The following is a 22,145-nucleotide window of genomic DNA, read 5'->3' on the forward strand; positions in this document are numbered from 1 at the left end:
GCCGGGCACCGGCCCGGGTGCACGAAACGCCGCGGCCCGCGCCGACCCCTGCGGAGGGGTCGGCGCGGGCCGCGGCGTCCGGTGCGGCGGGCAGCGCCGGTGGACCGGTCAGTGCTGGTGGTAGGCGTGGACCACGGCGTGGCCGCGCCCCTTGCCGATCATCCACTTGTTGACCGGGACGGTCAGGAGGAAGGCCAGGACCAGCGAACCGGCCAGCGCGAGCCAGAACAGGATGTCGCCGAGACCCGCGTCCATGGCACCGGGCACGGTCACCATCACGCTGTTGTCGATGATCTCCATGACGATGATCGAGACGGTGTCGGCGGCCAGCGCGACCTTCACGGCGGTCCGGACGTCCAGACCCGCCTTGAGCACGCCGCGCATGGTCAGCGCGTAGCCGAAGACGAAGGCCAGCAGGACCGAGAGCACCACGGTGCCGCCGTTGTGCAGGCCGAAGGCGGTGCCCAGCACCATGCCGAGGATCTCGCCGATGGCACAGCCGGTGAGGCAGTGCAGCGTCGCCTGCGCGGCGGCCGCCCAGGTCACGCCCCCGCCGCCGGTCCCGTGCTGTGCGTGGTGCGCATGCCCTGCATGGTGCTGTTCATGGTTCATGTGCTGCCCATGCTGCTCGTGCTGCCCGTGGCCCGCATCGTGCCCGTGGTTCCCGTCGCCGTGGTTCCCATGCTGGCCGTGGTTGTCGTGACCGCTGTGCTGCCGCTCGTGCTGGGCGGGGTGCGCCATGTCGTCCTCCAGGTACTCGATCCTTCGCCGTGCTGCCCGGCTCGTCGATGACTGTATACCCCCTGGGGGTATCTGCCAAGCATCGTTCGCCCCGCACTCTTCCCCCCGCGCACCGGCCGTGCTCCGATGGTTCGCATGACCGACGAACGACGCGAGGGATACGACGGCACCGGCCCCGGGGCGATCACCCCGGACGGATGCGCGGTCGAGCTTTACGAACGGCTGCCGATCCGCGACGAGGTCGAGGTGATCGCCGGCGCCGTACCGCCCGGCGCGAGCCTGCTGGAACTCGGCTGCGGCGTCGGCCGGATGACCCACCCGCTGGTGGAACAGGGCTTCCGGGTGACGGCCGTGGACGAGTCGGCGCGGATGCTGGAGCGGATCCGCGGGGCCCGCACGGCGCTCTCCCCGATCGAACGGCTGGACCTCGGCGAACGCTTCGACGTCGTCCTGCTCGCCTCCTTCCTGGTGCACGCCGGCAGCCTCGCCGTCCGCCGGGGCCTGCTGGAGACCTGCCGCCGGCACGTCGCCCCGGACGGCTGCGTGCTCGTCCAGCGCGAGGGCGAGGACTGGCAGACGAACATCCCGCGCGAGCGGGCGCTCGGGGAGAACGGCCTGGTCAGGGTGGAATCGGCCACACCCCTCGGCGACGGGGTGAACCAGGTCCACGTCGTGTACGAGTTCCCGGACGCCCGGTGGACCCAGACCTTCCCGTCCCGCCCGATGGACCGGCCCGAGTTCGAACGGGCGCTCGCCGAGGCCGGGCTGACGGTCGACACCTATCTGACCGAGGACGGGACCTGGGTGCGGGCCCGGCCGACGGCCGCCTGAGCAGCACCAGGGCGGCACCCGGGCGAAAGGGGAGGAAGCAGGGAGGAACGGGGCGACGGACGGCGCCCCGGGGGTGGGGCGGGCGAAAAGCTGTCACCCGAACGGCGTAGCATCAGGCGGACGCCGGGCCCGCGCGCGGCCCGAGCGCCGGGCGGGACCGGTCGTTCGCCTGCCATCGGACCGCGCCACTGGACCGCGCCGACCGGTTCGCAGGGCCGTTCCCGCACCGACCAACAAGGAACGCTTCATGCGCATCGACCGACGGATACCCCGGGCGGGTGTCCGGTGATCGACTGGTTCCACGGGGCCGTCCTCGGCCTGATCCAGGGGCTCACCGAGTTCCTCCCGATCTCCTCCAGCGCCCACCTCCGGGTCTTCCCCGCTCTGTTCGGCTGGCAGGACCCGGGAGCGGCGTTCACCGCGGTGACGCAGCTCGGCACCGAGACCGCCGTGCTGATCTACTTCCGCCGCGACATCGCCGCGATCATCAAGACCTGGACGCTCTCGCTCTTCCGGCCCGCGCTGCGCTCGCACCAGGACGCGCGGATGGGCTGGTTCGTGATCATGGGCACGCTGCCGATCGGCATCCTGGGCAAGCTGTTCCAGGACACCATCGAGCAGGACCTGCGCGATCTGCGGATCATCGGCAGCACGCTGATCCTGTTCGGCGTGGTGCTCGCGATCGCCGACCGCACCCGGGCGGTCCGGCACGCCAAGCCGATCTCCGAGCTGACCCTGCCGCACGCGGCGACGTACGGCATGGCCCAGGCACTCGCCCTGATCCCGGGCGTCTCCCGCTCCGGCGGCACGATCAGCGCCGGCCTGCTGCTCGGCTACAGCCGCGAGGCGGCGGCCCGGTACTCGTTCCTGCTGGCGATCCCGGCCGTGCTGGCCTCCGGCCTGCTGGAACTGTTCAAGATCGGCGAGGGCCCGGCACCGGCCTGGGGGCCGACCATCCTGGCCACCGGGATCGCCTTCGTGGTCGGATACGCGGCGATCGCCTGGTTCCTGAAGTACATCTCGAACAACAGCTTCATGCCGTTCGTGGTCTACCGGATCGCGCTCGGCATCCTGATCATCGTCCTGGTGTCCGTGGGCACCCTGGCGCCGGACGCCGGCGTGGTCGCGAAGTAGAACCGCGTTCCATTCCACTCCCCCGGTCCCCGGGAACGACTGAGCGGGCCGGTCCACCCTCGTGGTGGACCGGCCCGCTCGGTCGTTCCGCTGCAGCGCCCCAGCGACGGCTAGCGGCTTCGCTCGCGGGCGGAGGTGAGCCGGCCGCGCACGGCGGCGTGGACCTCGGCCTCCTCGGCCGGGTCGGCGGCGAGGCGGCGCAGGCGCTCCAGCACGCGGGCGTCGCCGGTGGTGGCGACATGCCTCGCGGCGAGCTCCCGGGTGGACTCCTCGCAGTCCCAGAGGCACTCGACGGCCGGCCCCTCCGGGAAGTGCACGTCGGTCGCGGCGAGCGCCCGGGCCGCGCGGCCGCGCAGCTCCGAGGAGACGGCCTCGCCGTAGATGTGGCGCAGGACCGGGACGGCCTCGGTGGCGGTCAGCCGCCCCGCGCCGTCGACCAGCGTCCCGAGCCCGGCGTCGGCGCCGGACACCCCGTGCAGCAGGACCCAGCGGCGCAGCCCGCCCACCACCAGCGGGGCGTCGGTGGGCTCGCCGGCGTCGGCCAGCAGCCGGACGGCGGCCTCGCCGAGGGCGCTGTCGGCGCCCCCGGTGGCCGGATCGGCCCAGCGGCGGGCGTGGGCCAGCGCCTCCGGGCCGCGCATTCGCCCGAGCAGCTCCAGGGCGAACCGGACCAGCCGGTCGTCGACCTCCGCCGCGGCGGCCTCGATCAGCCCGGCCGCGGCCGGGTCCTGCCGGTCGACGAGGTGGCGCAGGGCCGCCCGGCGGGCACCGGGCAGACCGGTGCGGGCCGCCTCCAGGACGGCGGGCCGGTCCTCCGGCCGGACCACGGCGGCCAGGCAGCGGGCGGCGGCGGCGGCGCGGCGGTCCACCGCGTCCGGACCGGGCTCGCCGTCGTGCGAGGCCCCGGGACGGACCGGGCCGCCGGCGAAGGCCGCGGCACCGAGGCCGCCGAGCTCGCCCTGGTCGGCCCAGGCCAGCACATCGGCGGTGGACCAGCCCGGGGTCACGCCACTGCGGTTCAGCTGGCGCTGCCACACGTCGAAGGGGGCCTGCTCGCTGGCGGCCGCGACCCTCGGGTGGTAGGCGGCCCAGAGCCGCCAGGGCCTGGGCTCGTACGCGCTCCGTACGGTCTCGCGCAGCTCGGCGTCGCCCTCGGGGCCCGGGGCGAAGCGGTCCAGTACGGCCGTCCCGAGCAGCAGCAGGCCGCGGTCGTCGTCGCGCAGCGCGAGCTCGTCCAGCGCCCAGGCCCAGTTGGTGCCGGTGGCGGCGTACTCGCGGAGCATGAGCAGCGCGTCCCGCCGGCCGTACGCGGCGAGGTGGCCCAGGACGGAGAGCGCGAGGCCGGTGCGGGCCTCGTCCTCGTCGAGGAGGTCCTCCGGGGAGTGGAGGTGGTCCTCGATCCCGTCGAGCGGCGCCTCCAGTTCCATGTAGAGGCGCGCGTAGTAGAGGGAACGGTTCTCGACCTGCCAGTCGGCTCGCGGGTCCCTGGTGACGCACTCCTCCAGTGCGGCAATGGCCTCGGTGCGGTCGGCGGCCAGCGCATGGAGCTGCCCGTCACCGCGACCTCGCTGCAGGAGGCCGAGGAGGCTGGCACTGGGTGCTATCACTGGCTCGAACATGAGGTCAGCATCCGTTGCGGCGGTCGTAGTGGCAACGGGATTTCCGTCGCCGGGGTCTCTGGTGGGTACTGCGGTGGGCGCCCGGGCGCCGGAATCACCGAAGGTTACCGCCTCGGGCAGCCCGTCGCACACAGGGCGACCGGCCCTTTGTGCGCACTGGCATATGCCGGGGGAACTTTGACGGCGATCTGTCCAAATCGCCCACAAGGGTGAGACCGCTGTGCGACAGTCGATGCCACCACGCACCGGCCGCTCTCCACGAACGGACCACTGGACTCACCATGCAAAAGTCGCCCACGTCCGGCCCACCACCCGTCGCGCCCCCGAACGAGGGCGCGACGGACGGCGAGGGGCCGGTGGGCGAAAGAGTGGACAGCGCCATCCGTACCTCGACCGGCGCGGCCGTGATCGGCTCCGCCGAGTGGGACCTCCTCACCGACGACGTCCGCTGGTCCGCCGAGGCCTACCGGCTGCTCGGCTGCGACCCCGGACACGGACCGCTCAGCCTGGACCGGCTGCCCGACCGCCTGAGCGAGGCGGACCGGCCGCAGCTGCGCCGGATGATGACCGACGCGCTGGTGCACGGCCGGTACGCCTTCGGCACCCTCCAGGTCCGGCGGCCCGACGGCGGGCACGGCATGATCGAGTGCACCGGCGAGCCCGTGCTGGGCACCGACGGCACCGTCACCGCACTGCGCATGCTGCTGCGCCCCGCGAACCCCTCCTGACCCACCGGCCCGCACGGCCCCGGCCGAGCCCGATCCGGTCCGCCCGATCCGGTCCGCCCGTTCCGGGCCCGGGTCAGGCGCGCGCGGGCCGCTTCTTCGCGTCCGCCGCCCGCAGCTCCCGCCCCAGCTGCTCCCGCAGCTCGTCCACCACCGGCACCCCCCGGTAGCGCGCGGTCAGCCGGTACATCTCCCGCAGCCGGTCCCAGGTGCGGTGCGAGGAGTTCTGGCCGATCAGGTTCAGCACCAGCTTGCACTGGGTGTCCGCCGCGTCGGGCTCCCCGGTGAGCCAGTGCACCGAGGCCAGCGTGATCCGGTCGAACAGCGCCGACCGCAGCTGCCCCGTCCCCTCCCGCAGCCGGATCACCCGCTCGGCGTGCCGGCGGGCCTGTTCGGCGGCCGCCCGGTCGTGCTCGGCGAGCGTGCGCAGCACCAGCGCCTGCATCCCGCGCAGCTCCGCCTCGTCGAAGACCTGCATCCAGGACGGCGGCGGACCGTCCGGGTCCTCGGCGAAGAGCTCCTCCGCCTCGCCCAGCAGCCGCCAGGTCGCCTGCGACTGCCCGATCGAGGCGTGCGCCCAGGCCTCGACGGTGTTCAGCATGGCGCGCGTTCTCGGCAGCATCCGGCCGCCGCTCGCCTTGGCCGCCGCCATCAGGCCGATCGCCTCGTCCGCCCGCCCGAGGTGCACCATCTGACGCGCCGCCCGGGAGATCGCCTCCCCGGCCCGGGGCCGGTCGCCGGCCTCCCGGGCCGAGTCCGCCGCCAGCATGAAGTACTTCTGCGCGGTCGGCTCCAGGCCCACGTCGTGCGACATCCAGCCCGCCAGCACCGCCAGGTTGGCCGCGACCAGCCACAACCGCTGGGTCACGGCCGGACTGTGCCGGTGCGTCAGCAGGCCGCCCACCTCGTTGAGCTGGCCCACCACCGCCTTGCGCTGCAGGCCGCCGCCGCGGGCCGCGTCCCAGGCCCGGAACACGTGCACCGAGCGCTCCAGCGCCTCCACCTCGTCGAGCCCGACCGGGCCCGGGTCGTACAGGTCCACCACCGGTCGGGCGCCGCCCTGGGTGAGCACCGGGCGCGGTCCGGGCGCCGACGCCGCGTACGCGACCTCGGCCCCTCCCAGCCAGCCCTTCAGCGAGTCGGCGACGACCGCCCCCGCCGTGAGCGCGGCACCCGCGCCCACCAATCCACGTCGGTTCAGCATGAGGTCCATTCCCGTGAACTCGGTGAGGACCGCGGCCGTTCGATCCGGCTCCCATGGTGACGAGGTGGCGGACTGCGCCGCTCCGGTCCTGGTGGGCCGGTGTCGTTCCAGACCGAGGTCCTCAGTGGTGACGACACGGCCGAGCCGCTCCGTGAACACGGCTGCCAGTACCCTCGGCACCGGATCGCGCGGGATCTCCCCCTGCTCGATCCACCGCCGCACCCGCGAGGTGTCGGTGGACAGCTGCTGCTGTCCCATCGCGGCACCGCGCCTGTTGACCAGCCGTGCGAGCTCGCCCTTCGACCATCCGGTCAGGACGAACAGATCGGCGAGTCGGGTGTTGGGTCCCCTGCTCACGTGAAGCCCCCAGGTTCCTCGGCTGGTTCGAGGCTAGAGGCTCCGTCATGTGCCGGGCGAGCATTCGCCAGGCTTCGCCAGGGTCCGCCACATTACCAACCACCGGCATCCGGGTGTGATGTAGAGGTGCGCCACCTCGACCCCCGGGTCGGGCGGTGTCCCAGGCCGGTACGGGGTTCCCCCGCACGGGTCGCGGGGCACTCCCGGTCCTCACCCGAGGGGGTGGCGCGGCCGGGTGGCGCGGGAGCGCCGGGCACGGCCACGGCAGTACCGGCCGACCGCATTCCCCAGGGTGCGGACGGCCGGTCCACCGCCGCAGCACGGGGCTCCGGCCCCGGCGTCCGTGCCCGGCGCCCGCGCACCACCCGACCGACCGACCAGGGCCGCCGTCACGCCAGGAAGCACGCGGCACCGGCCCTCCCCGCAACCCCCTGCGGGGCCGCACCCGCAGACGGACAGGAAGGGACCACCCTCACCCCATGTACTCCTCAGCGACCTCCCCGACGCCGACCACGACCCGCACCGCGCTGCGCCCCCCCACCGCAGCCGTCGGCCGTCCCGGCCCGAAGCAGGTCCCGCCGCCGTCCCGGCCCGCCGCCCCGCGCGCCGCCGACGGCCGGTCCGGGGACACGCGGGGCCAGGCCGCCCGGACCGCGCTGGGACTCCGCCCGGCCGAGACCGCCGGTCCCCGTGTGCCCGGCGCCCGGATCCCCGCCGTCCGCCCCGGCGACGGCCGGCTGCTGCGCCCGCCGACCCGGCCGGGCCAGCCCATGACGCAGGAGCGGATCGACCCCTCCGCGCTCCAGACCCCGGCCGTCCGGGCCGCCCTCGCCGGGGTCGCGCGGATATGCCCCGCTTTCACCCCCCGCCAGGTGCTGCGCGAGGGGAGCCGCCACATCCTGGTGGCGGGCACCATCGGCCGGGCGCCGGTGGTGGCCAAGTGCCTCGCCCCGCAGGCCGTGCGGAGCGAGTACTTCGAACAGCTGGTCGCCGACTTCCACCACGAGGTCGCGGTCTACCGGGCCTTCGTGCGGCACCGTCCGCCGGTACGGCTGCCCCGGCTGGTGGCGGCCGACCACGACCGCTGCGTGCTGGTCATGGAGCGCGTCCCCGGGCGGCCGGCCGCCCGGGAGCGCCACCCGGTCAACGCCCCGACGCCCGGCGAGGTGCGCGCGCTGCTCACCGCCGTCCGGACGCTCAACCTGTGGCGCCCGCCGACCGACGTCTTCCAGCCCCGGCTGGACTACCAGTTGGAGATCGCCCGCTACCACTCGGTGGGCCAGCTCACCGACCGGGACGCCGGCGACCTGCGCGGTCTGCTGCACGGGCTCGGCCACGGTCCGCTCCAGCTCTGCCACGGCGACGCGCTGCTCAGCAACATGCTGCTGGCGCCGTCCGGGCCGGTGCTGGTCGACTGGGAGCAGGCCGGCTGGTACCTGCCCGGCTACGACCTCGCGGTGCTCTGGAGCGTCCTCTCCGGCGACACCGCGGCCCGTCGGCAGATCAGCCAACTCGCCCAGAGCGGCGGCACGATGGCCCGGGACGCGTTCCTGGTGAACCTGGTGCTGGTGCTGATGCGGGAGATCCGCCTGTACGACGTGCCGGGCGCCGGCGAGGAGCAGCGGATCATGATCCGCCGGCTCTACGACGACGCCGCGCTGGCCCGCCGGGCCGTCCGGGCCGCCGTCGGGACCAGGTGAGGCCCGTCCGGCCCGGCACCGGGCGGCGCCCCTCCGGACGGGGCCGTCCCGGAGACCCGGCAGGACCGCCGGTCAGTGCCGCACGCCGCGCTCCAGGGCGGCCCGACCGGCGGCCTCCAGGACGGCCTCGTCCGGGGCCAGATGGACCCGGCTGCTGAGCACGTCCCGCAGGTACCGCTCCAGCGGGTGACGCCGGCTCAGCCCCGGGTTCCCGGTGAGCGAGACGGCCTGCTGGACGGCGGCCGTCGCCGCCCGGGTGGCCAGCAGGTGCGCCGGCCCCGTCCGGGCCACCGCTTCCGGCTCGGCCCGGTCCACCCGCGCGGCCAGACCGTGGACGAGTTCCTCGGCACCGATCAGCTGGGCCTCGATCTCGCCCAGCGCGCTGCGGTAGCGGGGCAGGCTGCCGAGCGGCTCGGTCAGATTGGCCGGAGTTCGCTGGTGCAGGAAGCGCACCAGCCAGTCCTGGGCCGAGCGGGCCACCCCGACGGCCACCGCCGAGAGCGCCAGATCGTGCCAGGCCCGGGCCAGTTCGGCCGCCGGGACGGCAGCGGCGGAAGCGGCCGCTCCCTTTCCGGCACCGCTTCCGGGCAGGTTCAGGCCGAGGGCCAGTTCGGCCGGTACCCGTACCTCGTCGAGGACCACGTCGTGGCTGGCGCTGGCCCGCAGGCCGAGCTGGTCCCAGGTCGGATCGACCTCCAGCCCCTCGCTCTCGCCGCGCACCAGGAAGGTGCCGGTCCGGGGCACCGGTTCGTCGGTCCGGGCGGTCACCGCCATCCAGGCGAGCGCCTCGGCGCCGGTGCAGTACGTCTTGCGGCCCGTCAGCAGCCAGGCCTCGCCGTCCCATCGCGCCACCGTGGCCGGCGGCTCGCCCTCACGGCTCCCGGGCTCCGCCCGCAGGGTGTTGACCAGAGCCGGACCGCGCCGGGACTCGGTGAGCAGCCGCCGGTAACCGGCCGTCGGCCAGCCCGCCGTCCGGGCCTGCTCGGCGTGCTGGAGCAGGGTGAACGCGGTGACCACGGCCACCGAGGCGTCCCCGCGCCCGAGTTGGACCAGGACCTGAACGGTGTCGGCGAGGGTGCCGCCGGGACCGCCGTAGCGGTCGCCGACGGTCAGGGTCAGCAGTCCGGCCTCGTGCACCGCCTCTATGCCCTGGTACGGGAAGGTCGCGTCGCGGTCGTGCTCCTCGGCCCGGGCGGCCAGCAGGTCGACGACCCGGGGCAGCCCCGCGAGGGCGGCCTCGACGGGGGAGAGCGCGGGGCCGGGGGACGGGACGGCGGGTGACTGGTCGGCAGCGACGGTACTCATGGGGCTGGGGCCTCCGGGGCGGCAGCGTGGGCTCGGGGTCCGCACCCGCCGGCGGGGCTCGGGCCCGGTGCCGACGGTCGGCACGGCCACGCCTCCGCTGTCGTCGGGGGCTCGGCCGTTCCGCTGTCGGCGCCGGCACCCCCTTCGGCTGGTGCGGGGAATGGCGGGCGGCACGCCGGGACGGGCGCGCGGTACCTGGTGGCGGCCCGGGACTCCGGCTCGATGCCCACCCCGGGACCCGGGGTCCGGCACAAGGGCCACCCCCGGATCGGCGCCGGCCCCTCGGCCGGCCGCCCGCCGCCTCGGGGACGAATCCCCCTCAGTGACCCGGACACGCCGCGCTGGCGGTGCGCCGCAGGTCGAGGTAGCTGCGACGGGTCAGCAGCGGGAGAGGGCACGGCATGTTCGCGACTTTACGAAGCCGTGATCGAAGCCGTCAAGCAGCGCCCGAGGCACGGACGCGGGTGAAGCGGCCCAGGTCGGGGCGGAAATTGCGACGGAGACCTCGCCGGACGCCTCACCGGACTCCTCGACCGGCGACGCCGCGGACGTCGCGATCAACATCTCGGTGAACATCTGGGTGAACATCGGGGTCCGCAGCACGCCCGTACCCGCGGCGGGCGCCTCTGCGGATGTCCCGACGGACGACCCGGCGGAGTTTCGGCGGGCGGCGGAACGGGAACCGGAACGCCGCCCTCCGGGCCATCGGCCCGCCTTGTTCAGCCCTGCTGGAACATGTCCGCGGGCAGCGGCTTGAGCAACTGGTAGAGATCGTCCGAAATCGGCCGGTCCCAGGAGGCGATGGTGACCTGCACCCCGTCACTCCGGCCGAACTGGGCACAGAAGACCCGGCCCTCGCTGACCTTGACCTTCTTCACGATCAGCAGGTCGTCCCCGAGCATGACGGGGAAGTCCTCCGCCGAGACGAAGTCGACCGGTTCCTCGTTCTCCAGGGCCGCGAGCAGCTGGCGCACCTCGAAGGGCACGCTGTCGCCGGTCTCGCGGGCCGGCGAGCCCTCGGGGAGGTTGCCGATGAACATCGCCGGGCCTCTGCCGCCGAACAGGTCGTAGCGCAGGAAAATCCCCTGGCAGGCGCCGTCCGGGCCGGTCATCATGGCTGCACCGAAGTCGCCGGGCCAGTCGCCCGGGTCCATGGCGAGCACGTCGAAGTCCGGGCCGGTGGGCTGACCGGAGCGACGGCGGAGAAAAGACATGGGAACATCGTACGTGCCCGCCACACCGCGCTCGCGGGGTGGGTGGGGCGCCGGACGGAGATCCACGCTCAGAGACCAATGTTGACTCTGAGCAACCGTCCGGGCTACGTTCGGTTCAGCACGGCAGCCGTTCTGGGTTTCACCCTCCGGGGGGACGGCCTGTCGCAACGCGGCCCTACACGCGTTTCCCTCACTGTGCACACCGTCGTGCCGAGCACCCAGCTCCGCCGTCGCGCCGCACAGCACACAAGCCAACAGTTCCATGTTTCACAGGCAAGGTCTGCGGGGCCCCGGCCCGTCGCTCCCGCAGACCTGCTCGGGACGCCGCCGCGTGGGGGCGTGCGGGTCCCGAGCACGGTGCCGCCCCTGAGTCGCTCTCGGGGAACGGCGCCATCCTCCCGGCGACTGCCGGCCCCTTGTGGGCCGGGACCGGCCGACGCACCCCCGGTGCGCAGAGGGATGACTGGGAGGAGGCTCGGCAGCGCTGCCGGGTCGCACAGCAGGCGCCGTGTCTGGCCGCGTGGGGGCGGTGGGCACGGCGTCTGCCTGTGCTCATACTCTGAGCTGCGTTTGTCCAGCAGTCAACAGAAATTATGACGGGGCACGTTCAAATGTGATCGGAATGATGACCGCCGGAGACCTTCGGGGCCTACGACCGTTCCCTGGACACCCCTGAGGGGTATCCGGGTGCCGACCCGGCGGCCCGGACCGGCACCCGGCGAGGGCCGCGACCCCCGGATCCGGTCAGGTGAGGTCGAACTCGCCGTCCCGCGCGCCGAGCACGAAGGCCCGCCACTCCCCCGGCGTGAACACCAGGATCGGGCCGTCCTCCTGACGACCGTCCCGCATGCCGATGTACCCGTCCACGAAGGCGATCTGGACGTCCCCGACACCCTGGCTGCTGAAGAGCCAGGTCGCCCCGGTGAAGTCCACCTTCGGCTTCCCGCTCGCGGCGAGCTCCACCACCTCGGTCGCCTCCACCCCGGTCCCGCTGTTGGCTGCCACTGCTGCTCTCTCCTCCCGACGGCCTGAACGCGCCCAGCCTAGTCACCGCAACGGCCCCGGTCAGCGGGATCACCAGGTCTCCACCGGCCGGAGGCGTACGGACCGTCGACGGCGGGCGGGCCCCGATCCGCACGCCCCGGCGCACCCCCGGGGGCGCGTGTCCCGCGCGGGCGCGCGGCGGGCGAACTGCCAGAGTGTGGGGAGCCCCCGACCGAACGCCCCGAGGAGCAACCGATGAGCCGCCGGGACGGCACCCGCGCCGATGTCATCCCCATCTCCGAGGCCGCCTCGGCGCACCCGCCGGCGCCCCGCACCCCGCCCGCACCCACCCCACTGCCCCGGCCCACCCCCGGCCGTCCGCCCGTGCACGGCCGGGTCGGGGTCGTCCTGGTCTCGCACAGCCAGGAACTCGCCAACGCCGTCCGCGCCCTGGCGCTCTCGCTGACCGCCGCCCCCGCACCCGCCCCGGTGGCCGGCACCGGCGGGGACCTCGTCGCCGGACCCGGCATCAGCGCGGTGCTCGTCGCCGCCGCCACCCGCCGGGTCGACCAGGGGCACGGCGTGGTCGTCCTGGCCGACCTCGGCGGCGCGGTGACCACCGTCCGGGCGCTGCTCGCCGAGGCCGACGAGCACGGTCTGCCGTTCCCGGTGCGGTTCGCCAACGCCCCGTTCGTCGAGGGCGCGGTGGCCGCGGTGGCCACCGCCACGGCCGGCGGCGACCTGGCGGCGGTGCTGGACGCCGCCGAGGAGGCGTACCGCCAGCCCAAGGGCTGACCGGGACCGGGGCGCCGACGGGGGCGGGGCCACCGACGGCCTTCCGTGGCCGCTTCCTGCCTCCTCCGGCCGTTCTCGGCGTTCCGGCACACGGCGGGTGACCGCGCGGCTACCATCGGCGCGGGGCCGGCCGAGCGGGCCGGGCCGTCGCGAGGGGGGAACCTCAGCCATGCGTGTGGTCGTCACCGGCGGAGCCGGATTCATCGGGGCCAACCTGGTCCGGGCCCTGCTGGCCCGGCCCGAGGTGGACCAGGTCCGGGTCGTGGACGATCTCTCCACCGGGCAGAAGGCCAATCTGGTCGGCACCGGGGCGGTGCTCCACGAGGGCACCGTTCTCGACCCGGCGCTGCTGGACGAGGCCTTCGCCGGTGCCGACGCGGTGGTCCACCTCGCCGCACTGCCCTCCGTGCCGCGCTCGGTGGCCGATCCGCTGGCCAGTCACCACGCCAACGCCACCGGCACCCTGGAGGTCCTGGAGGCCGCCCGCCGCGCCGGGGGCCTCTACGTGGCGGCCGCGTCCTCCTCCTCGGTCTACGGCGCCAACCGGGAGCTGCCCAAGCGGGAGACCATGCGCACCGCGCCGATGAGCCCGTACGCGGTCAGCAAGCTCGCCACCGAGGCCTATCTGGCGGCCTACCACCACTGCTACGGGCTGGGCGTGCTGCCGTTGCGGTTCTTCAACGTGTTCGGCCCGCTGCAGCCCGCCGGGCACGCCTACGCGGCGGTCGTCCCGGCCTTCCTGGACGCCGCCCTCGCCGGGCGGCCGCTGACCGTGCACGGGGACGGCGGGCAGAGCCGGGACTTCACCTTCGTCGGCACCGTCACCCAGGTGATCACCGACGCGGTGCTGCGCCGGGTCGTGAGCGCGGACCCGGTGAACCTCGCCTTCGGCACCCGCACCTCGCTGCTGGAACTGGTCGGCGAGCTGGAGTCGGTGCTCGGCCACCACGTCGAAGTCGCCCACACCGAGCCCCGGCCGGGCGACGTCCGGGACTCGCAGGCCGACAACGCGCGGCTGCGCGAGCTGTTCCCCGACGTCCGCCCGGTCCCGCTGCGCGAGGGCCTGGAGCGGACGGCGGCCTGGTTCCGCACCCTCTAGGGGGTCGGGGGCAGGGACACACGGGCTCAGGGGCGCTGCGCGCCGTCCCACTGGAAGGCCGTCTCGGCCGGGCCGGACACCGCCCGGTCGATCCAGCCGAGTTCGCGCTCGCCCATCGGCGGCAGCGCGTCCAGCGGGTACCAGCCGACCGCGAGCGTCTCGTCCTCGTCCGCCCGGATCTCCCCGCCCACCGGGCGGCAGCGGAAGACGACCTCCAGGTACTGCGTCACATCGCCGTTGGGGTAGGTGATGTCCGGCGAGACGGTGAGCGTGACGAGCCGTTCGGCCACGGTGGCGATCCCGGTCTCCTCCAGGCACTCCCGGACCGCTCCGTCGGCCGGCTGCTCGCCCGGGTCGAGGATGCCGCCCGGGGGCGCCCAGCTGCGGTCGTCGGCGCGCTGGACGAGCAGCACCCGGCCCTCCTCGTCCAGGACGACCGCGGCGGCGGCGCTGAGCCAGAGCTTGCGGGAGCCCACCACCGCGCGGAGATCGGCCAGGAACTTCGGAATCGCCATGCCCCGAAGCCTATCGGGGTGCCGCGCCCGCCCGGGCTGCGTCTGCGGAGCGGGCGGGCCCGGGCGGGCGTTCAGGTCCGGTGGGCGTCCAGGTCCGGTGGGCGTCCAGGTCCGACGGCCGCTCAGGTCCGACGGAGCGGGCGGGCCGGGGAGCCGACCACCACCTCGCCCGGGGCCACGTCCCTGGTCACCACCGCGGCCGCGCCGACGAAGGCCCCGGCGCCGACCTTGCGGCCCTGGAGCACCACGGCGTTGGAGCCCACGGTCGCGCCGTCGGCCAGCAGCACCGCGCCGGAGACGTTGCCGCCCGGGTAGACCGTCACCCGCTCGCCGAACACCGTGTCGTGGCCGACCGTCGCGTTGTAGTGGACCTGGCTGTGCGCGCCGAGCCGCACGCTGCTCGACACGTACGCGCCGCCCATCACCAGGCAGCCCGGGCCGAGCAGGGTGTCCGGGGCGATCAGTGCCCGGGGGTGGACCAGGGTGAACGGCTCCGCCCCCAGGCCGTCCAGCAGGGCGGACAGCCGCTGCCGGACGGCCGGGTCGGCGATGCCGACCAGATAGCGGGCGCCGGGTCCGAGATCCGCCGGCCTGCGGACGGGCAGGCCGCGGACGGTGGCGCCGTGCTGACGGTCGTCGAGGAACCCCGCGACCGGGACGCCGGCCGCGAGCGCGGTGTCCAGCGCCTCGCGGCCGACGCCTCCGGCGCCGGCGATCCAGAGTGCGGACGGGTCCGCTGCGGAGGGCATGGGGGCCATCCTGCCGGGTCCGACGGTCAGGACGCCTCCTCGACGGCGGCGCCGACCGGGGCCGGGCGGGCCGGCCGGGCGCGGAGCGGTGGGACCGGCCTCGGCCCGGTGGTCAGCCGGGGCAGGCCGAGCACGGCGGGAGCCGGCTCGGCGCCACCGGTGCCGGCGCCCGTGGTGGCGCCGGCGGTCTCGACGGTCTCGACGGGCTCGACGGGCTCGGTCGGCGCCGGGAAGCCCGGGTTGACCCCGCCGGCGGCGGTGATCCCGGCCGGGTTCAGCAGCACCTTGACGGTCAGTACGAGGATCCGCAGGTCGAGGCCGAGCGAGCGGTTCCGGACGTACCAGAGGTCGAGCTCGATCCGCTCCGGCCAGGTGATGGAGTTGCGGCCCTGGACCTGGGCCCAGCCGGTGAGCCCGGGCCGCACGTCGAGCCGGCCGCGCTGGCGGCGGGAGTAGTGGACGACCTGCTCGGGCAGCGTGGGCCGGGGCCCGATCACCCCCATCTCGCCGCGCGCCACGTTCCACAGCTGCGGCAGTTCGTCCAGGCTGGTCCGGCGGAGCAGGTCCCCGAGCCGGGTGATCCGGGGAGCGTCCGGCTCCTCCGGGAAACGTTTGTCCCGCATGGTGCGGAACTTGAGGATCTCGAACTCCTTGCCCCGCAGCCCCGTCCGGGTCTGCCGGAAGAGCACCGGTCCGCCCATGGTGCAGCGGATCAGCAGAGCGATCACCAGACCCAGCGGAATCGCGACGATCCCGGTCAGGACGGTGATCGCGAGGTCCCCCCCTCGCTTCATGACGGTCCTTCCCCCTGATGCGGTGGTGTGGTCGTGGGCGGGCTCAGCCGACCGTCCAGGGCAGCCCCTTCGCGCGGGCGACGGCCGCGTAGGTGGCCAGCGAGACGGCGGCGACCGCCCGTTGGTCGAACGCCGCCCCGGCACGGCGGCGGGCCGCCGCGCCGAGGCGCTCGCGCAGGCCGGGCTCGGTGAGGAGCCGGTCCAGCGCACTGGTGAGGGCCCGGGCGTCCCCGGGCGGGGCGAGGAGCAGGTGCTCGTCGTGGGTGCCGACCTCGCGGCAGCCCCGGATGTCGCTGAGCACCATCGGCAGACCGCCGGCGGCGGCCTCCATGGCGGAACGGGAGAACCCCTCCCGGTAGGAGGGGAGGACGAAGACGTCCAGCGCGGCGTAGACGGCGGGCATGTCGGCGCGCGGACCGAGGAAGGCGACCCCGGACTCGGCGCCGTGGGCGTCCGGCTTGTCCGGGTCGTCGGGGCCGATCCAGACGAACCTGGCCTTGCCGGCCAGGGCGCGGGCGGCCTCGGCGTACTCCCCGATGCCCTTCTCGGCGACCCGGCGGCCGACCCCGCCGACCAGCAGCTCGTCCGGCCCGAGGCCAAGCTCGGCGCGCAGTCGGGCCCGGGCTCGGGCGCGTTCGCCGGGATCGGTGGCGAAGCGGGTGAGGTCCACGCCGTTGCCGACCACCCGCGAGCGGCGGGCCGGGACGGCGCGGGCCAGGGTCCGCCGGTCCTCGCCGTTCTGGTACAGCTCGGCGTGCGAGAAGCGGGCGGCGAAGGCCTCCGCGCCGAGCACGAAGGCGCGCTTGGCGAACGGGTCGTGCGCCTGCGCCCACAGCCCGTGGCAGGTGTTGACCACCACCGGGACGCGGGCCAGTCGGCCGAGGACCCGCCCGAGCACACCGGTCTTCGGGTTGTGGGTGTGCAGCACGTCCGGGCGGACCCGGCGGAGCACGGCCAGGAGTTCGCGGGCCGCGGCGGCGTCGGCCCGCGGCTCCCAGGCCCGGGTCAGCGCGTGCAGCGGCTCGTGCCGCACCCCGATCGCCGCCAGGTCAGGCACGTACGGGCCCGGGGCGCTGATCCCGTACGTCTCGAAGCCGGCCTCCAGGTCGACCTTGAGCTCGGTGGCGAGGAGCAGCTGGAGGCTCATGTCGACGGTGGTGAGGTGGGCGACGCGCAGCGGTCGGCCGCCGGGGCCGCGCAGTCGCGGGGGTATCCGGTCCTCAGGCACGGGCGCCCACCGCCTTCGCGGTGGCGACGATCCTGGCGTAGGCGCGCTCGGGGATCAGCCGGCCGTGCAGCTTGGCGCGGAAGAAGTCGATCGGGTCGGTGCGGCGGACCGGCACCCGGCGCAGCCGCACCGGGTCGACCCCGGGGGTGTTGCGGCCGACCTCGCCGGTGGCGGCGGTCCGGAAGCGGGCGCGCAGCGCGGGCTCCATGTGCGGGACCGGCACGCCCCAGGTGTAGGCGTAGTGGCTGGGACGGACGCCCAGGTGCTCCTCGACCTCGTCGTTGCAGGCGTCCAGCTCGGCGGTGGTGAGCAGCTCGGGGCGGGCGTGGGTGCGGGTGTGGTTGGCGACCGTGCACAGGCCGGAGGCGGTCATCTCGCGCAGCTGCTCCCAGCTGAGCGCGGGGGCACCGGCGGCCTTGGCGGTCGATCCCTCCCAGCGCATCTCGCCGCCGACGTGGCCGCTGGCCAGGTAGACGGTGAACGGCAGCCGGCGCTCGCGCAGCAGCGGCCAGGCGTTCTCGAACACGTCCGCGAAGCCGTCGTCGAAGGTGAGGACGACGCCCGGGGTGCGGCGGCCCGACTCGATCCGGTCGGTGGCCTCGTCCAGGGAGACCACCCGGCCGGGCGGCAGGGCGGCGAGCAGGTCGGCCTGGGCGGCGAAGTCGGCGGTGGCGACGTCCAGCTCGTCCGGGCTCCCGCCGCCGACCCGGTGGTAGATCAGCACGGTGGCGCCCTCGCCGGGACTGCTCCCGACCCGGCGCGCCAGCTGGCGCTTCACCTGGGCCCGGATCCCCCCGGAGACCGGGGCCGTTCCGGGCACGGCGCTGCCGCTCATCGCTCCCCCCTCTGCGGCACCCTCCCCGGCGCCGGCAAGTGGCCTCGCATCCGGCGCGGTTGGCGCCCCGGACCGACATCACAGTAGGGGGAACTGTGGGGCTGGTGCCCCGGAATTGTGAAAGAAGCGAGAAGGAGTTGGCAGTTGGGCCGAAAACCGGCCGATCCGACCGGACGGATCCGCTCGGGAGTTCGGTGCGCGACCGGTTCCGACGGAATTCGACAAACCCCCGGGCCGGGAGGCCGGGGAACCGCTCCAGGGAACCGCCCCGGGGAACCGGGGCGTCCGCGCCCGGTCGGCTCAGGCCGCCGCGCGGCGGTGCCGGCGGAACACCGCGACACCGATCCGGCCGAGCAGCAGCACACCGGCGGCGAGGCAGCCGGCGACCGCCATCGCCCAGGCCGGTCCGTCACTGTCCGGAACCACGACCGCGACCACGATGCCCAGCGCGAGGCAGGCCAGACCGACCAGCGCCAGCGGCACCTGGTGGGTGACCAGGGCGCCACCGTGCCAGAACCGCGGCATCCGGGTCGCGCCGTGCGGGTGCTGGTGATCACGTTCCGCATCTGCCATGAGCCCAAGGTACCTCGGGGCCGCCGCCGGAGCAGCCCGCGGAGCGTGACCTTTCGGCCACCTCGGGTCACCGACGGTGCGGCCGGGCGGGGCGTGCGCAGGCACTCCGCCGGTGCGCCCCGGCGCGCGCCGGGGTGTCCGTCGCGGCACCCCGGCGGTGCCCGCTGCGACACCTACTGCGGCGCCCACTGCGGCGCCCGATCCGTCGTCGTCCCGGGTTCGTTCCGGCTCCGTCCCGGGATTGTTCCCGCGCTGCGAAAAAACCTTGCCGGTCCGGTACAACCATCAACGGGGCGTAGCTGTCTCCATTACATTGAGCGATCCAGGAGCCGTCCGCGGTGCGGGTTGGGAGTCCCCGCCGTGGACCGGAGATACCCAGGGGGCGGAGCCGCCGTGCCCTGGAGTCGGAGGCCGGGCTCTGTCCTCCGGCGGTACCGCCACGCCGCATCGGCGACCGAGGGGGAACCGTGCCGCAGTCCCATTCCACGACGTCGACCTCCGGCCTCACCGCACTCAACAGGGCCGTGGTGACCGCCCTGTCGGACCTGCGGCCGCCACCGACCGCCGCCCCGCCGCCCGCGCCCGGCCCCGCGCGGTCGGCGGCCGCGTCCCCCGCGAGTGCCGTGCCGACCGACGGGCAGCCGGTCGCCACCCAGCCCGGCGGCCGGAACCGGCGGTCCCCCGCGACCACCCGGTCCGCCGCGGCCACCCGTACCTGCTCCCGGCCCGCCCGGGCCCTGGCGCCCGCGCCGGCGGCGACGCCCGGACGGCGGACACCCGAGCGCGTCGAGGGCCCGGCCGTCGCTCCCGTCGGCGCTCCTGCCAGCGCTCCTGTCGGCAGCCCGGCCGGCAGCCCGGCCGACGCGCGGGGCGAGTGGCTGCGGTTCGTACCCGTCCAGCCGCTGTTCCGGGCCCGGGCGGCGCAGCGGCTCGCCGTGCTCGCCTACCACGGGGTCACCGACCCCCGATCGTTCGGCGCGCAGCTCGACCGGCTGCGAAGACTCGCGACACCCGTCTCGCTCGCCGCCGTGCAGGAAGCCGTCGCCGAACGACGTCCGCTGCCCGCCCGCAGTGTGCTGGTGACCTTCGACGACGCCGACCGCAGCGTCCTGACCCACGCGCTTCCCGCACTGATCGAACGCGGTATCCCGGCCGCGGCCTTCGTCATCTCCGAGCTGATCGGGACGGAGCGGCCGTTCTGGTGGCACGAGGCCGACTTCCTCGCCCGGCACGGCGGGCGGGCCCGTTCGCTGGACTGCGGCCACCCCTCGCAGCTGCTCCGCCGGCTCAAGGCGATGCCCGACCCGGACCGTCGGCGCAGCCTCCAGGAGCTGCGGGTCAGCGCGGACCGGCGCCCGCCCGGCCAGGAGCAGCTCACCCCCGCCGACCTGCTGGCGCTCCGCGAGGGCGGCGTCGCCATCGGCAACCACACCCAGGGGCACCCGTGCCTCGGCCGCTGCGACGACGCCACCGTCCGGGCCGAGATCACCGGCGCCCACGAGGCCCTCACCCGCTGGCTCGGCGAGCCGCCGATCGCCTTCGCCTACCCGGACGGCGGCCACGACGTCCGGGCCGAGGGCGTCCTCCAGGAGCTGGGCTACCGGCTCGGCTTCCTCTCCGACCACCGCCTCGGCCCCCGGCTCCCCTCCCACCCGCTCCAGATCAGCCGGCTCCAGGTCGACTCGACCACCAGCACCCGCCGCTTCGACACCATCCTCTCCGGCCTCGAACCCGCCTACCGCCGCTGGCGCGGCCAGGCCGCCTGACCCCCGCGCAGGGAGTCGGCCGACCCGACTTCCTGCGCCCGCCAGCGGGGCCGGGCGCAGGTGGGGGCACGCGTAGGAAGTCGGAGCGGCCGACGGCTGCTGCCCGGAGCGCCCGGTTGCACCCGGGCGCTCCGGGCAGCAGCCGCGGAGGGTGTCCCCACGCCGCCCGACGCCCCGGGCGGCCGGGGCTCAGGCGGCCGGGGTCGGGATCGCGGGGGCTCCGAGGAGGGCGGTGCCGGGGTAGGCCAGGGCGACGGCGGGGAGGGTGGTCGGGGTGCCGGCGTGCAGGACGGTGAGGGTGCCGTTACCGCGGCGGGTGGGGTCGGCGACGCGGCGGAGGGCCTGGGCGACGACCGGTTCGGCGGAGCCGTGCAGGGTGAGCGAGGGCAGGGCGGTCGGTGCGACGGAGGCGCGGATGCGTTCGGCGACCAGTTCGTAGTGGGTGCAGCCGAGAACCAGGGCCGCCGTTCCGGCCGGGGTCCGGGCGGCGGCGTCGGCGACGGCCGCGTCGATCGCCGCCTGGTCGCCGTGGTCCACGGCGTCGGCGAGCCCGGGGCAGGCCACCTCGGTGACGGCGGCGGTTCCGGCGAAGTCGCGGATCAGTCCGCGCTGGTACGCGCTGCCGGTGGTGGCCGGGGTGGCCCAGATGGCGACCGGGCCGCCGAGCGCGGCGGCCGGCTTGATCGCCGGGACGGTGGCGATGACCGGGAGCGCGGGCTCCAGCTCGGCGCGGAGGGCGGCGAGCGCGTGCACGGAGGCGGTGTTGCAGGCGATGATCAGCGCGTCCGGTTCGTGCGCGGCGGCGGCGCGGGCACAGCCGAGGGCGAGTTCGGTGATCTCCTCGGGCGTGCGGGGGCCCCAGGGCATCGAGGCGGGGTCGGAGGAGAGCACCAGATCGACGTCCGGGCGCATGGTCCGGAGTACGCCGGCGGCGGCCAGCAGGCCGATTCCCGAGTCCATCAGTGCGATCTTCACGCTTCAAGACTTTAGTCGATGCCCCGCCGCGGGCCCTTGGTGCGGCAGACTGCCCGGGTGACCGTCCTGCTGTGGATCGCCGTGCTCTCCCTGCTGGTCTGGCTCTGGCTGGCGGGCTGCCACGGGTTGTTCTGGCGTACCGATGTCCGTCTGCCGCCGCGCCGTCCGCCCGTGCGGTGGCCGCAGGTGGCGGTGGTGGTGCCGGCCCGGGACGAGGCCGAGGTGCTGCCGCTGTCCCTGCCGAGCCTGCTGGCGCAGAAGTACCCGGGGCGGGCGCGGGTGGTGCTGGTGGACGACCACAGCACGGACGGCACCGGTGCGCTGGCGCGTTCGCTCGCCGCCCCGGGGGGCCTGGAGCTGACGGTGGCTTCCCCTCCCCCGCTGCCGCCGGGCTGGACGGGCAAGCTGTGGGCGGTGCGGCACGGGGTGGAGCTGGCGGGGGCGGACGCCGAGTACCTGCTGCTGACGGACGCGGACATCGCGCACGGGCCGGACTCGCTGGCCGAGCTGGTGGCGGCGGCGGAGGCGAACCGGCTGGACCTGGTGTCGCAGATGGCCCAGCTGCGGGTGGAGACGGGGTGGGAGCGGCTGATCGTGCCGGCCTTCGTGTACTTCTTCGCCCAGCTCTACCCGTTCCGGTGGAGCAACCGGCCCGGTTCCCGGACGGCGGCGGCGGCCGGCGGCTGCTCGCTGGTGCGGCGGGAGGCGCTGGAGCGGGCGGGCGGGGTGGCGGCGATCCGGGGCGCGGTCATCGACGACGTCTCCCTCGCCCGGGCGGTGAAGGCCACCGGGGGCCGGACCTGGCTGGGCCTGGCCGAGCAGGTGGACAGCGTGCGCCCGTACCCGCGGCTGGCGCAGCTGTGGCGGATGGTGTCGCGCAGCGCGTACGCCCAGCTGCGGCATTCTCCGGTGCTGCTGCTGGGGACGGTGCTGGGGCTGACACTGGTGTACCTGGTGCCGCCGGTGGCGGTGCTGGCGGGGGTGGCGGCGGGTGCCTGGCCG

22 protein-coding genes are annotated in these 22,145 nt (G+C 75.1%); 9 read left to right on the forward strand and 13 right to left on the reverse strand.

All coding sequences use genetic code 11. The annotated features are described in order from the left end of the window. Positions 1-108 precede the first annotated feature (108 nt). Complete coding sequence (locus ADK60_RS27605) at positions 109-612, reverse strand: DUF4396 domain-containing protein (protein WP_053649598.1); 504 nt, start codon at positions 610-612, stop codon at positions 109-111. Between ADK60_RS27605 and ADK60_RS45105 the strand changes: the two genes are divergently transcribed. The 3 genes from ADK60_RS45105 (at position 592) to ADK60_RS27615 (ending at position 2,706) form a co-directional block, all read left to right on the forward strand. Beyond that, positions 592-792 (forward strand): hypothetical protein, encoded by a 201-nt coding sequence (locus tag ADK60_RS45105; protein WP_159400611.1) that lies wholly within the window; start codon positions 592-594, stop codon positions 790-792. The two genes, ADK60_RS27605 and ADK60_RS45105, sit on opposite strands and share 21 nt — an antisense overlap. An 84-nt stretch (positions 793-876) precedes the next feature. Continuing rightward, positions 877-1,572: a class I SAM-dependent methyltransferase gene (locus ADK60_RS27610; RefSeq protein WP_053649568.1), complete on the forward strand. Its 696-nt coding sequence runs from the start codon at positions 877-879 to the stop codon at positions 1,570-1,572. Positions 1,573-1,860: 288 nt separating this feature from the next. Beyond that, positions 1,861-2,706, forward strand: coding sequence for an undecaprenyl-diphosphate phosphatase (locus tag ADK60_RS27615; protein ID WP_045942745.1), 846 nt, complete (start codon positions 1,861-1,863; stop codon positions 2,704-2,706). Positions 2,707-2,816: 110 nt separating this feature from the next. On the opposite strand, the gene ADK60_RS27620 is transcribed toward ADK60_RS27615, so the two are convergent. After that, on the reverse strand, positions 2,817-4,325 hold the full coding sequence (locus ADK60_RS27620; protein ID WP_053649570.1) for a hypothetical protein: 1,509 nt from the start codon (positions 4,323-4,325) through the stop codon (positions 2,817-2,819). A gap of 368 nt (positions 4,326-4,693) precedes the next feature. Here ADK60_RS27620 and ADK60_RS27625 point away from each other — a divergent pair, with 368 nt between their 5' ends. Then, a complete protein-coding gene (locus ADK60_RS27625) occupies positions 4,694-5,053 on the forward strand; it encodes a PAS domain-containing protein (RefSeq protein WP_030396875.1) in 360 nt (119 codons plus the stop codon). 73 nt (positions 5,054-5,126) lie between these two features. On the opposite strand, the gene ADK60_RS27630 is transcribed toward ADK60_RS27625, so the two are convergent. Further along, positions 5,127-6,611 carry a DNA-binding protein NsdB gene (locus ADK60_RS27630; RefSeq protein ID WP_045942742.1) on the reverse strand — a complete coding sequence of 495 codons (1,485 nt, stop codon included), beginning with the start codon at positions 6,609-6,611 and terminating at the stop codon, positions 5,127-5,129. A gap of 479 nt (positions 6,612-7,090) precedes the next feature. On the opposite strand from ADK60_RS27630, the gene ADK60_RS27635 reads away from it, so the two are divergent. Continuing rightward, positions 7,091-8,311, forward strand: a complete 1,221-nt coding sequence (locus ADK60_RS27635; RefSeq protein ID WP_234326264.1) for an aminoglycoside phosphotransferase family protein — start codon at positions 7,091-7,093, stop codon at positions 8,309-8,311. 72 nt (positions 8,312-8,383) lie between these two features. Here the strand turns inward: ADK60_RS27635 and ADK60_RS27640 are convergent, their stop codons facing one another. The 3 genes from ADK60_RS27640 to ADK60_RS27655 form a co-directional block, all read right to left on the reverse strand. Next, positions 8,384-9,616, reverse strand: coding sequence for an acyl-CoA dehydrogenase family protein (locus tag ADK60_RS27640; protein ID WP_053649572.1), 1,233 nt, complete (start codon positions 9,614-9,616; stop codon positions 8,384-8,386). A gap of 719 nt (positions 9,617-10,335) precedes the next feature. Then, entirely contained in the window at positions 10,336-10,830 is a 495-nt protein-coding gene (locus ADK60_RS27650) for a hypothetical protein (RefSeq protein ID WP_030396879.1), read from the reverse strand. A 744-nt stretch (positions 10,831-11,574) separates the two neighbouring features. Next, entirely contained in the window at positions 11,575-11,811 is a 237-nt protein-coding gene (locus ADK60_RS27655) for a DUF397 domain-containing protein (RefSeq protein WP_037781797.1), read from the reverse strand. Between the two features lie 387 nt (positions 11,812-12,198). Here ADK60_RS27655 and ADK60_RS27660 point away from each other — a divergent pair, with 387 nt between their 5' ends. Next, a complete protein-coding gene (locus ADK60_RS27660; RefSeq protein WP_045942748.1) occupies positions 12,199-12,609 on the forward strand; it encodes a PTS-dependent dihydroxyacetone kinase phosphotransferase subunit DhaM in 411 nt (136 codons plus the stop codon). 169 nt (positions 12,610-12,778) lie between these two features. Next, complete coding sequence (locus tag ADK60_RS27665; protein WP_053649577.1) at positions 12,779-13,708, forward strand: NAD-dependent epimerase/dehydratase family protein; 930 nt, start codon at positions 12,779-12,781, stop codon at positions 13,706-13,708. 26 nt (positions 13,709-13,734) lie between these two features. Here the strand turns inward: ADK60_RS27665 and ADK60_RS27670 are convergent, their stop codons facing one another. The 6 genes from ADK60_RS27670 to ADK60_RS27695 form a co-directional block, all read right to left on the reverse strand. Next, positions 13,735-14,223: an NUDIX hydrolase gene (locus ADK60_RS27670; RefSeq protein WP_053649579.1), complete on the reverse strand. Its 489-nt coding sequence runs from the start codon at positions 14,221-14,223 to the stop codon at positions 13,735-13,737. 122 nt (positions 14,224-14,345) lie between these two features. Beyond that, on the reverse strand, positions 14,346-14,972 hold the full coding sequence (locus tag ADK60_RS27675; RefSeq protein ID WP_107094734.1) for a NeuD/PglB/VioB family sugar acetyltransferase: 627 nt from the start codon (positions 14,970-14,972) through the stop codon (positions 14,346-14,348). A gap of 26 nt (positions 14,973-14,998) precedes the next feature. Further along, complete coding sequence (locus ADK60_RS27680; protein WP_079008726.1) at positions 14,999-15,766, reverse strand: sugar transferase; 768 nt, start codon at positions 15,764-15,766, stop codon at positions 14,999-15,001. Between the two features lie 43 nt (positions 15,767-15,809). Further along, positions 15,810-16,994, reverse strand: a complete 1,185-nt coding sequence (locus tag ADK60_RS27685) for a glycosyltransferase (protein ID WP_053649583.1) — start codon at positions 16,992-16,994, stop codon at positions 15,810-15,812. Beyond that, a complete protein-coding gene (locus tag ADK60_RS27690; protein ID WP_045942751.1) occupies positions 16,987-17,829 on the reverse strand; it encodes a polysaccharide deacetylase family protein in 843 nt (280 codons plus the stop codon). Before ADK60_RS27690 ends, ADK60_RS27685 begins: the two co-directional genes overlap by 8 nt. A 300-nt stretch (positions 17,830-18,129) precedes the next feature. After that, complete coding sequence (locus ADK60_RS27695) at positions 18,130-18,402, reverse strand: hypothetical protein (protein ID WP_159394384.1); 273 nt, start codon at positions 18,400-18,402, stop codon at positions 18,130-18,132. Positions 18,403-18,869: 467 nt separating this feature from the next. Here ADK60_RS27695 and ADK60_RS47845 point away from each other — a divergent pair, with 467 nt between their 5' ends. Then, positions 18,870-20,168: a polysaccharide deacetylase family protein gene (locus ADK60_RS47845; protein ID WP_286185310.1), complete on the forward strand. Its 1,299-nt coding sequence runs from the start codon at positions 18,870-18,872 to the stop codon at positions 20,166-20,168. 189 nt (positions 20,169-20,357) lie between these two features. Here the strand turns inward: ADK60_RS47845 and ADK60_RS27705 are convergent, their stop codons facing one another. Beyond that, the gene (locus tag ADK60_RS27705; protein WP_053649585.1) at positions 20,358-21,143 is read right to left on the reverse strand and encodes a glutamate racemase; all 786 of its coding nucleotides are present in this window, start codon (positions 21,141-21,143) and stop codon (positions 20,358-20,360) included. An 18-nt stretch (positions 21,144-21,161) separates the two neighbouring features. Between ADK60_RS27705 and ADK60_RS27710 the strand changes: the two genes are divergently transcribed. Further along, a partial coding sequence (locus ADK60_RS27710; RefSeq protein ID WP_053649600.1) for a glycosyltransferase occupies positions 21,162-22,145 on the forward strand: 984 nt, incomplete at its 3' end.

The sequence above is a fragment of the Streptomyces sp. XY431 genome, from assembly GCF_001279805.1.
Taxonomy (GTDB): Bacteria; Actinomycetota; Actinomycetes; order Streptomycetales; family Streptomycetaceae; genus Kitasatospora; species Kitasatospora purpeofusca.

What these genes read in the sequence shown, in the direction of transcription:
- ADK60_RS27690 (WP_045942751.1), bottom strand. Translation starts at nt 17,829, where the DNA reads ATGAGCGGCAGCGCCGTGCCCGGAACGGCCCCGGTCTCCGGGGGGATC.
- ADK60_RS45105 (WP_159400611.1), top strand. Translation starts at nt 592, where the DNA reads ATGGTGCTGTTCATGGTTCATGTGCTGCCCATGCTGCTCGTGCTGCCC.
- ADK60_RS27675 (WP_107094734.1), bottom strand. Translation starts at nt 14,972, where the DNA reads ATGCCCTCCGCAGCGGACCCGTCCGCACTCTGGATCGCCGGCGCCGGA.
- ADK60_RS27620 (WP_053649570.1), bottom strand. Translation starts at nt 4,325, where the DNA reads ATGTTCGAGCCAGTGATAGCACCCAGTGCCAGCCTCCTCGGCCTCCTG.
- ADK60_RS27670 (WP_053649579.1), bottom strand. Translation starts at nt 14,223, where the DNA reads ATGGCGATTCCGAAGTTCCTGGCCGATCTCCGCGCGGTGGTGGGCTCC.
- ADK60_RS27610 (WP_053649568.1), top strand. Translation starts at nt 877, where the DNA reads ATGACCGACGAACGACGCGAGGGATACGACGGCACCGGCCCCGGGGCG.
- ADK60_RS27665 (WP_053649577.1), top strand. Translation starts at nt 12,779, where the DNA reads ATGCGTGTGGTCGTCACCGGCGGAGCCGGATTCATCGGGGCCAACCTG.
- ADK60_RS27605 (WP_053649598.1), bottom strand. Translation starts at nt 612, where the DNA reads ATGAACCATGAACAGCACCATGCAGGGCATGCGCACCACGCACAGCAC.
- ADK60_RS27635 (WP_234326264.1), top strand. Translation starts at nt 7,091, where the DNA reads ATGTACTCCTCAGCGACCTCCCCGACGCCGACCACGACCCGCACCGCG.
- ADK60_RS27695 (WP_159394384.1), bottom strand. Translation starts at nt 18,402, where the DNA reads ATGGCAGATGCGGAACGTGATCACCAGCACCCGCACGGCGCGACCCGG.
- ADK60_RS27680 (WP_079008726.1), bottom strand. Translation starts at nt 15,766, where the DNA reads ATGAAGCGAGGGGGGGACCTCGCGATCACCGTCCTGACCGGGATCGTC.
- ADK60_RS27640 (WP_053649572.1), bottom strand. Translation starts at nt 9,616, where the DNA reads ATGAGTACCGTCGCTGCCGACCAGTCACCCGCCGTCCCGTCCCCCGGC.
- ADK60_RS27650 (WP_030396879.1), bottom strand. Translation starts at nt 10,830, where the DNA reads ATGTCTTTTCTCCGCCGTCGCTCCGGTCAGCCCACCGGCCCGGACTTC.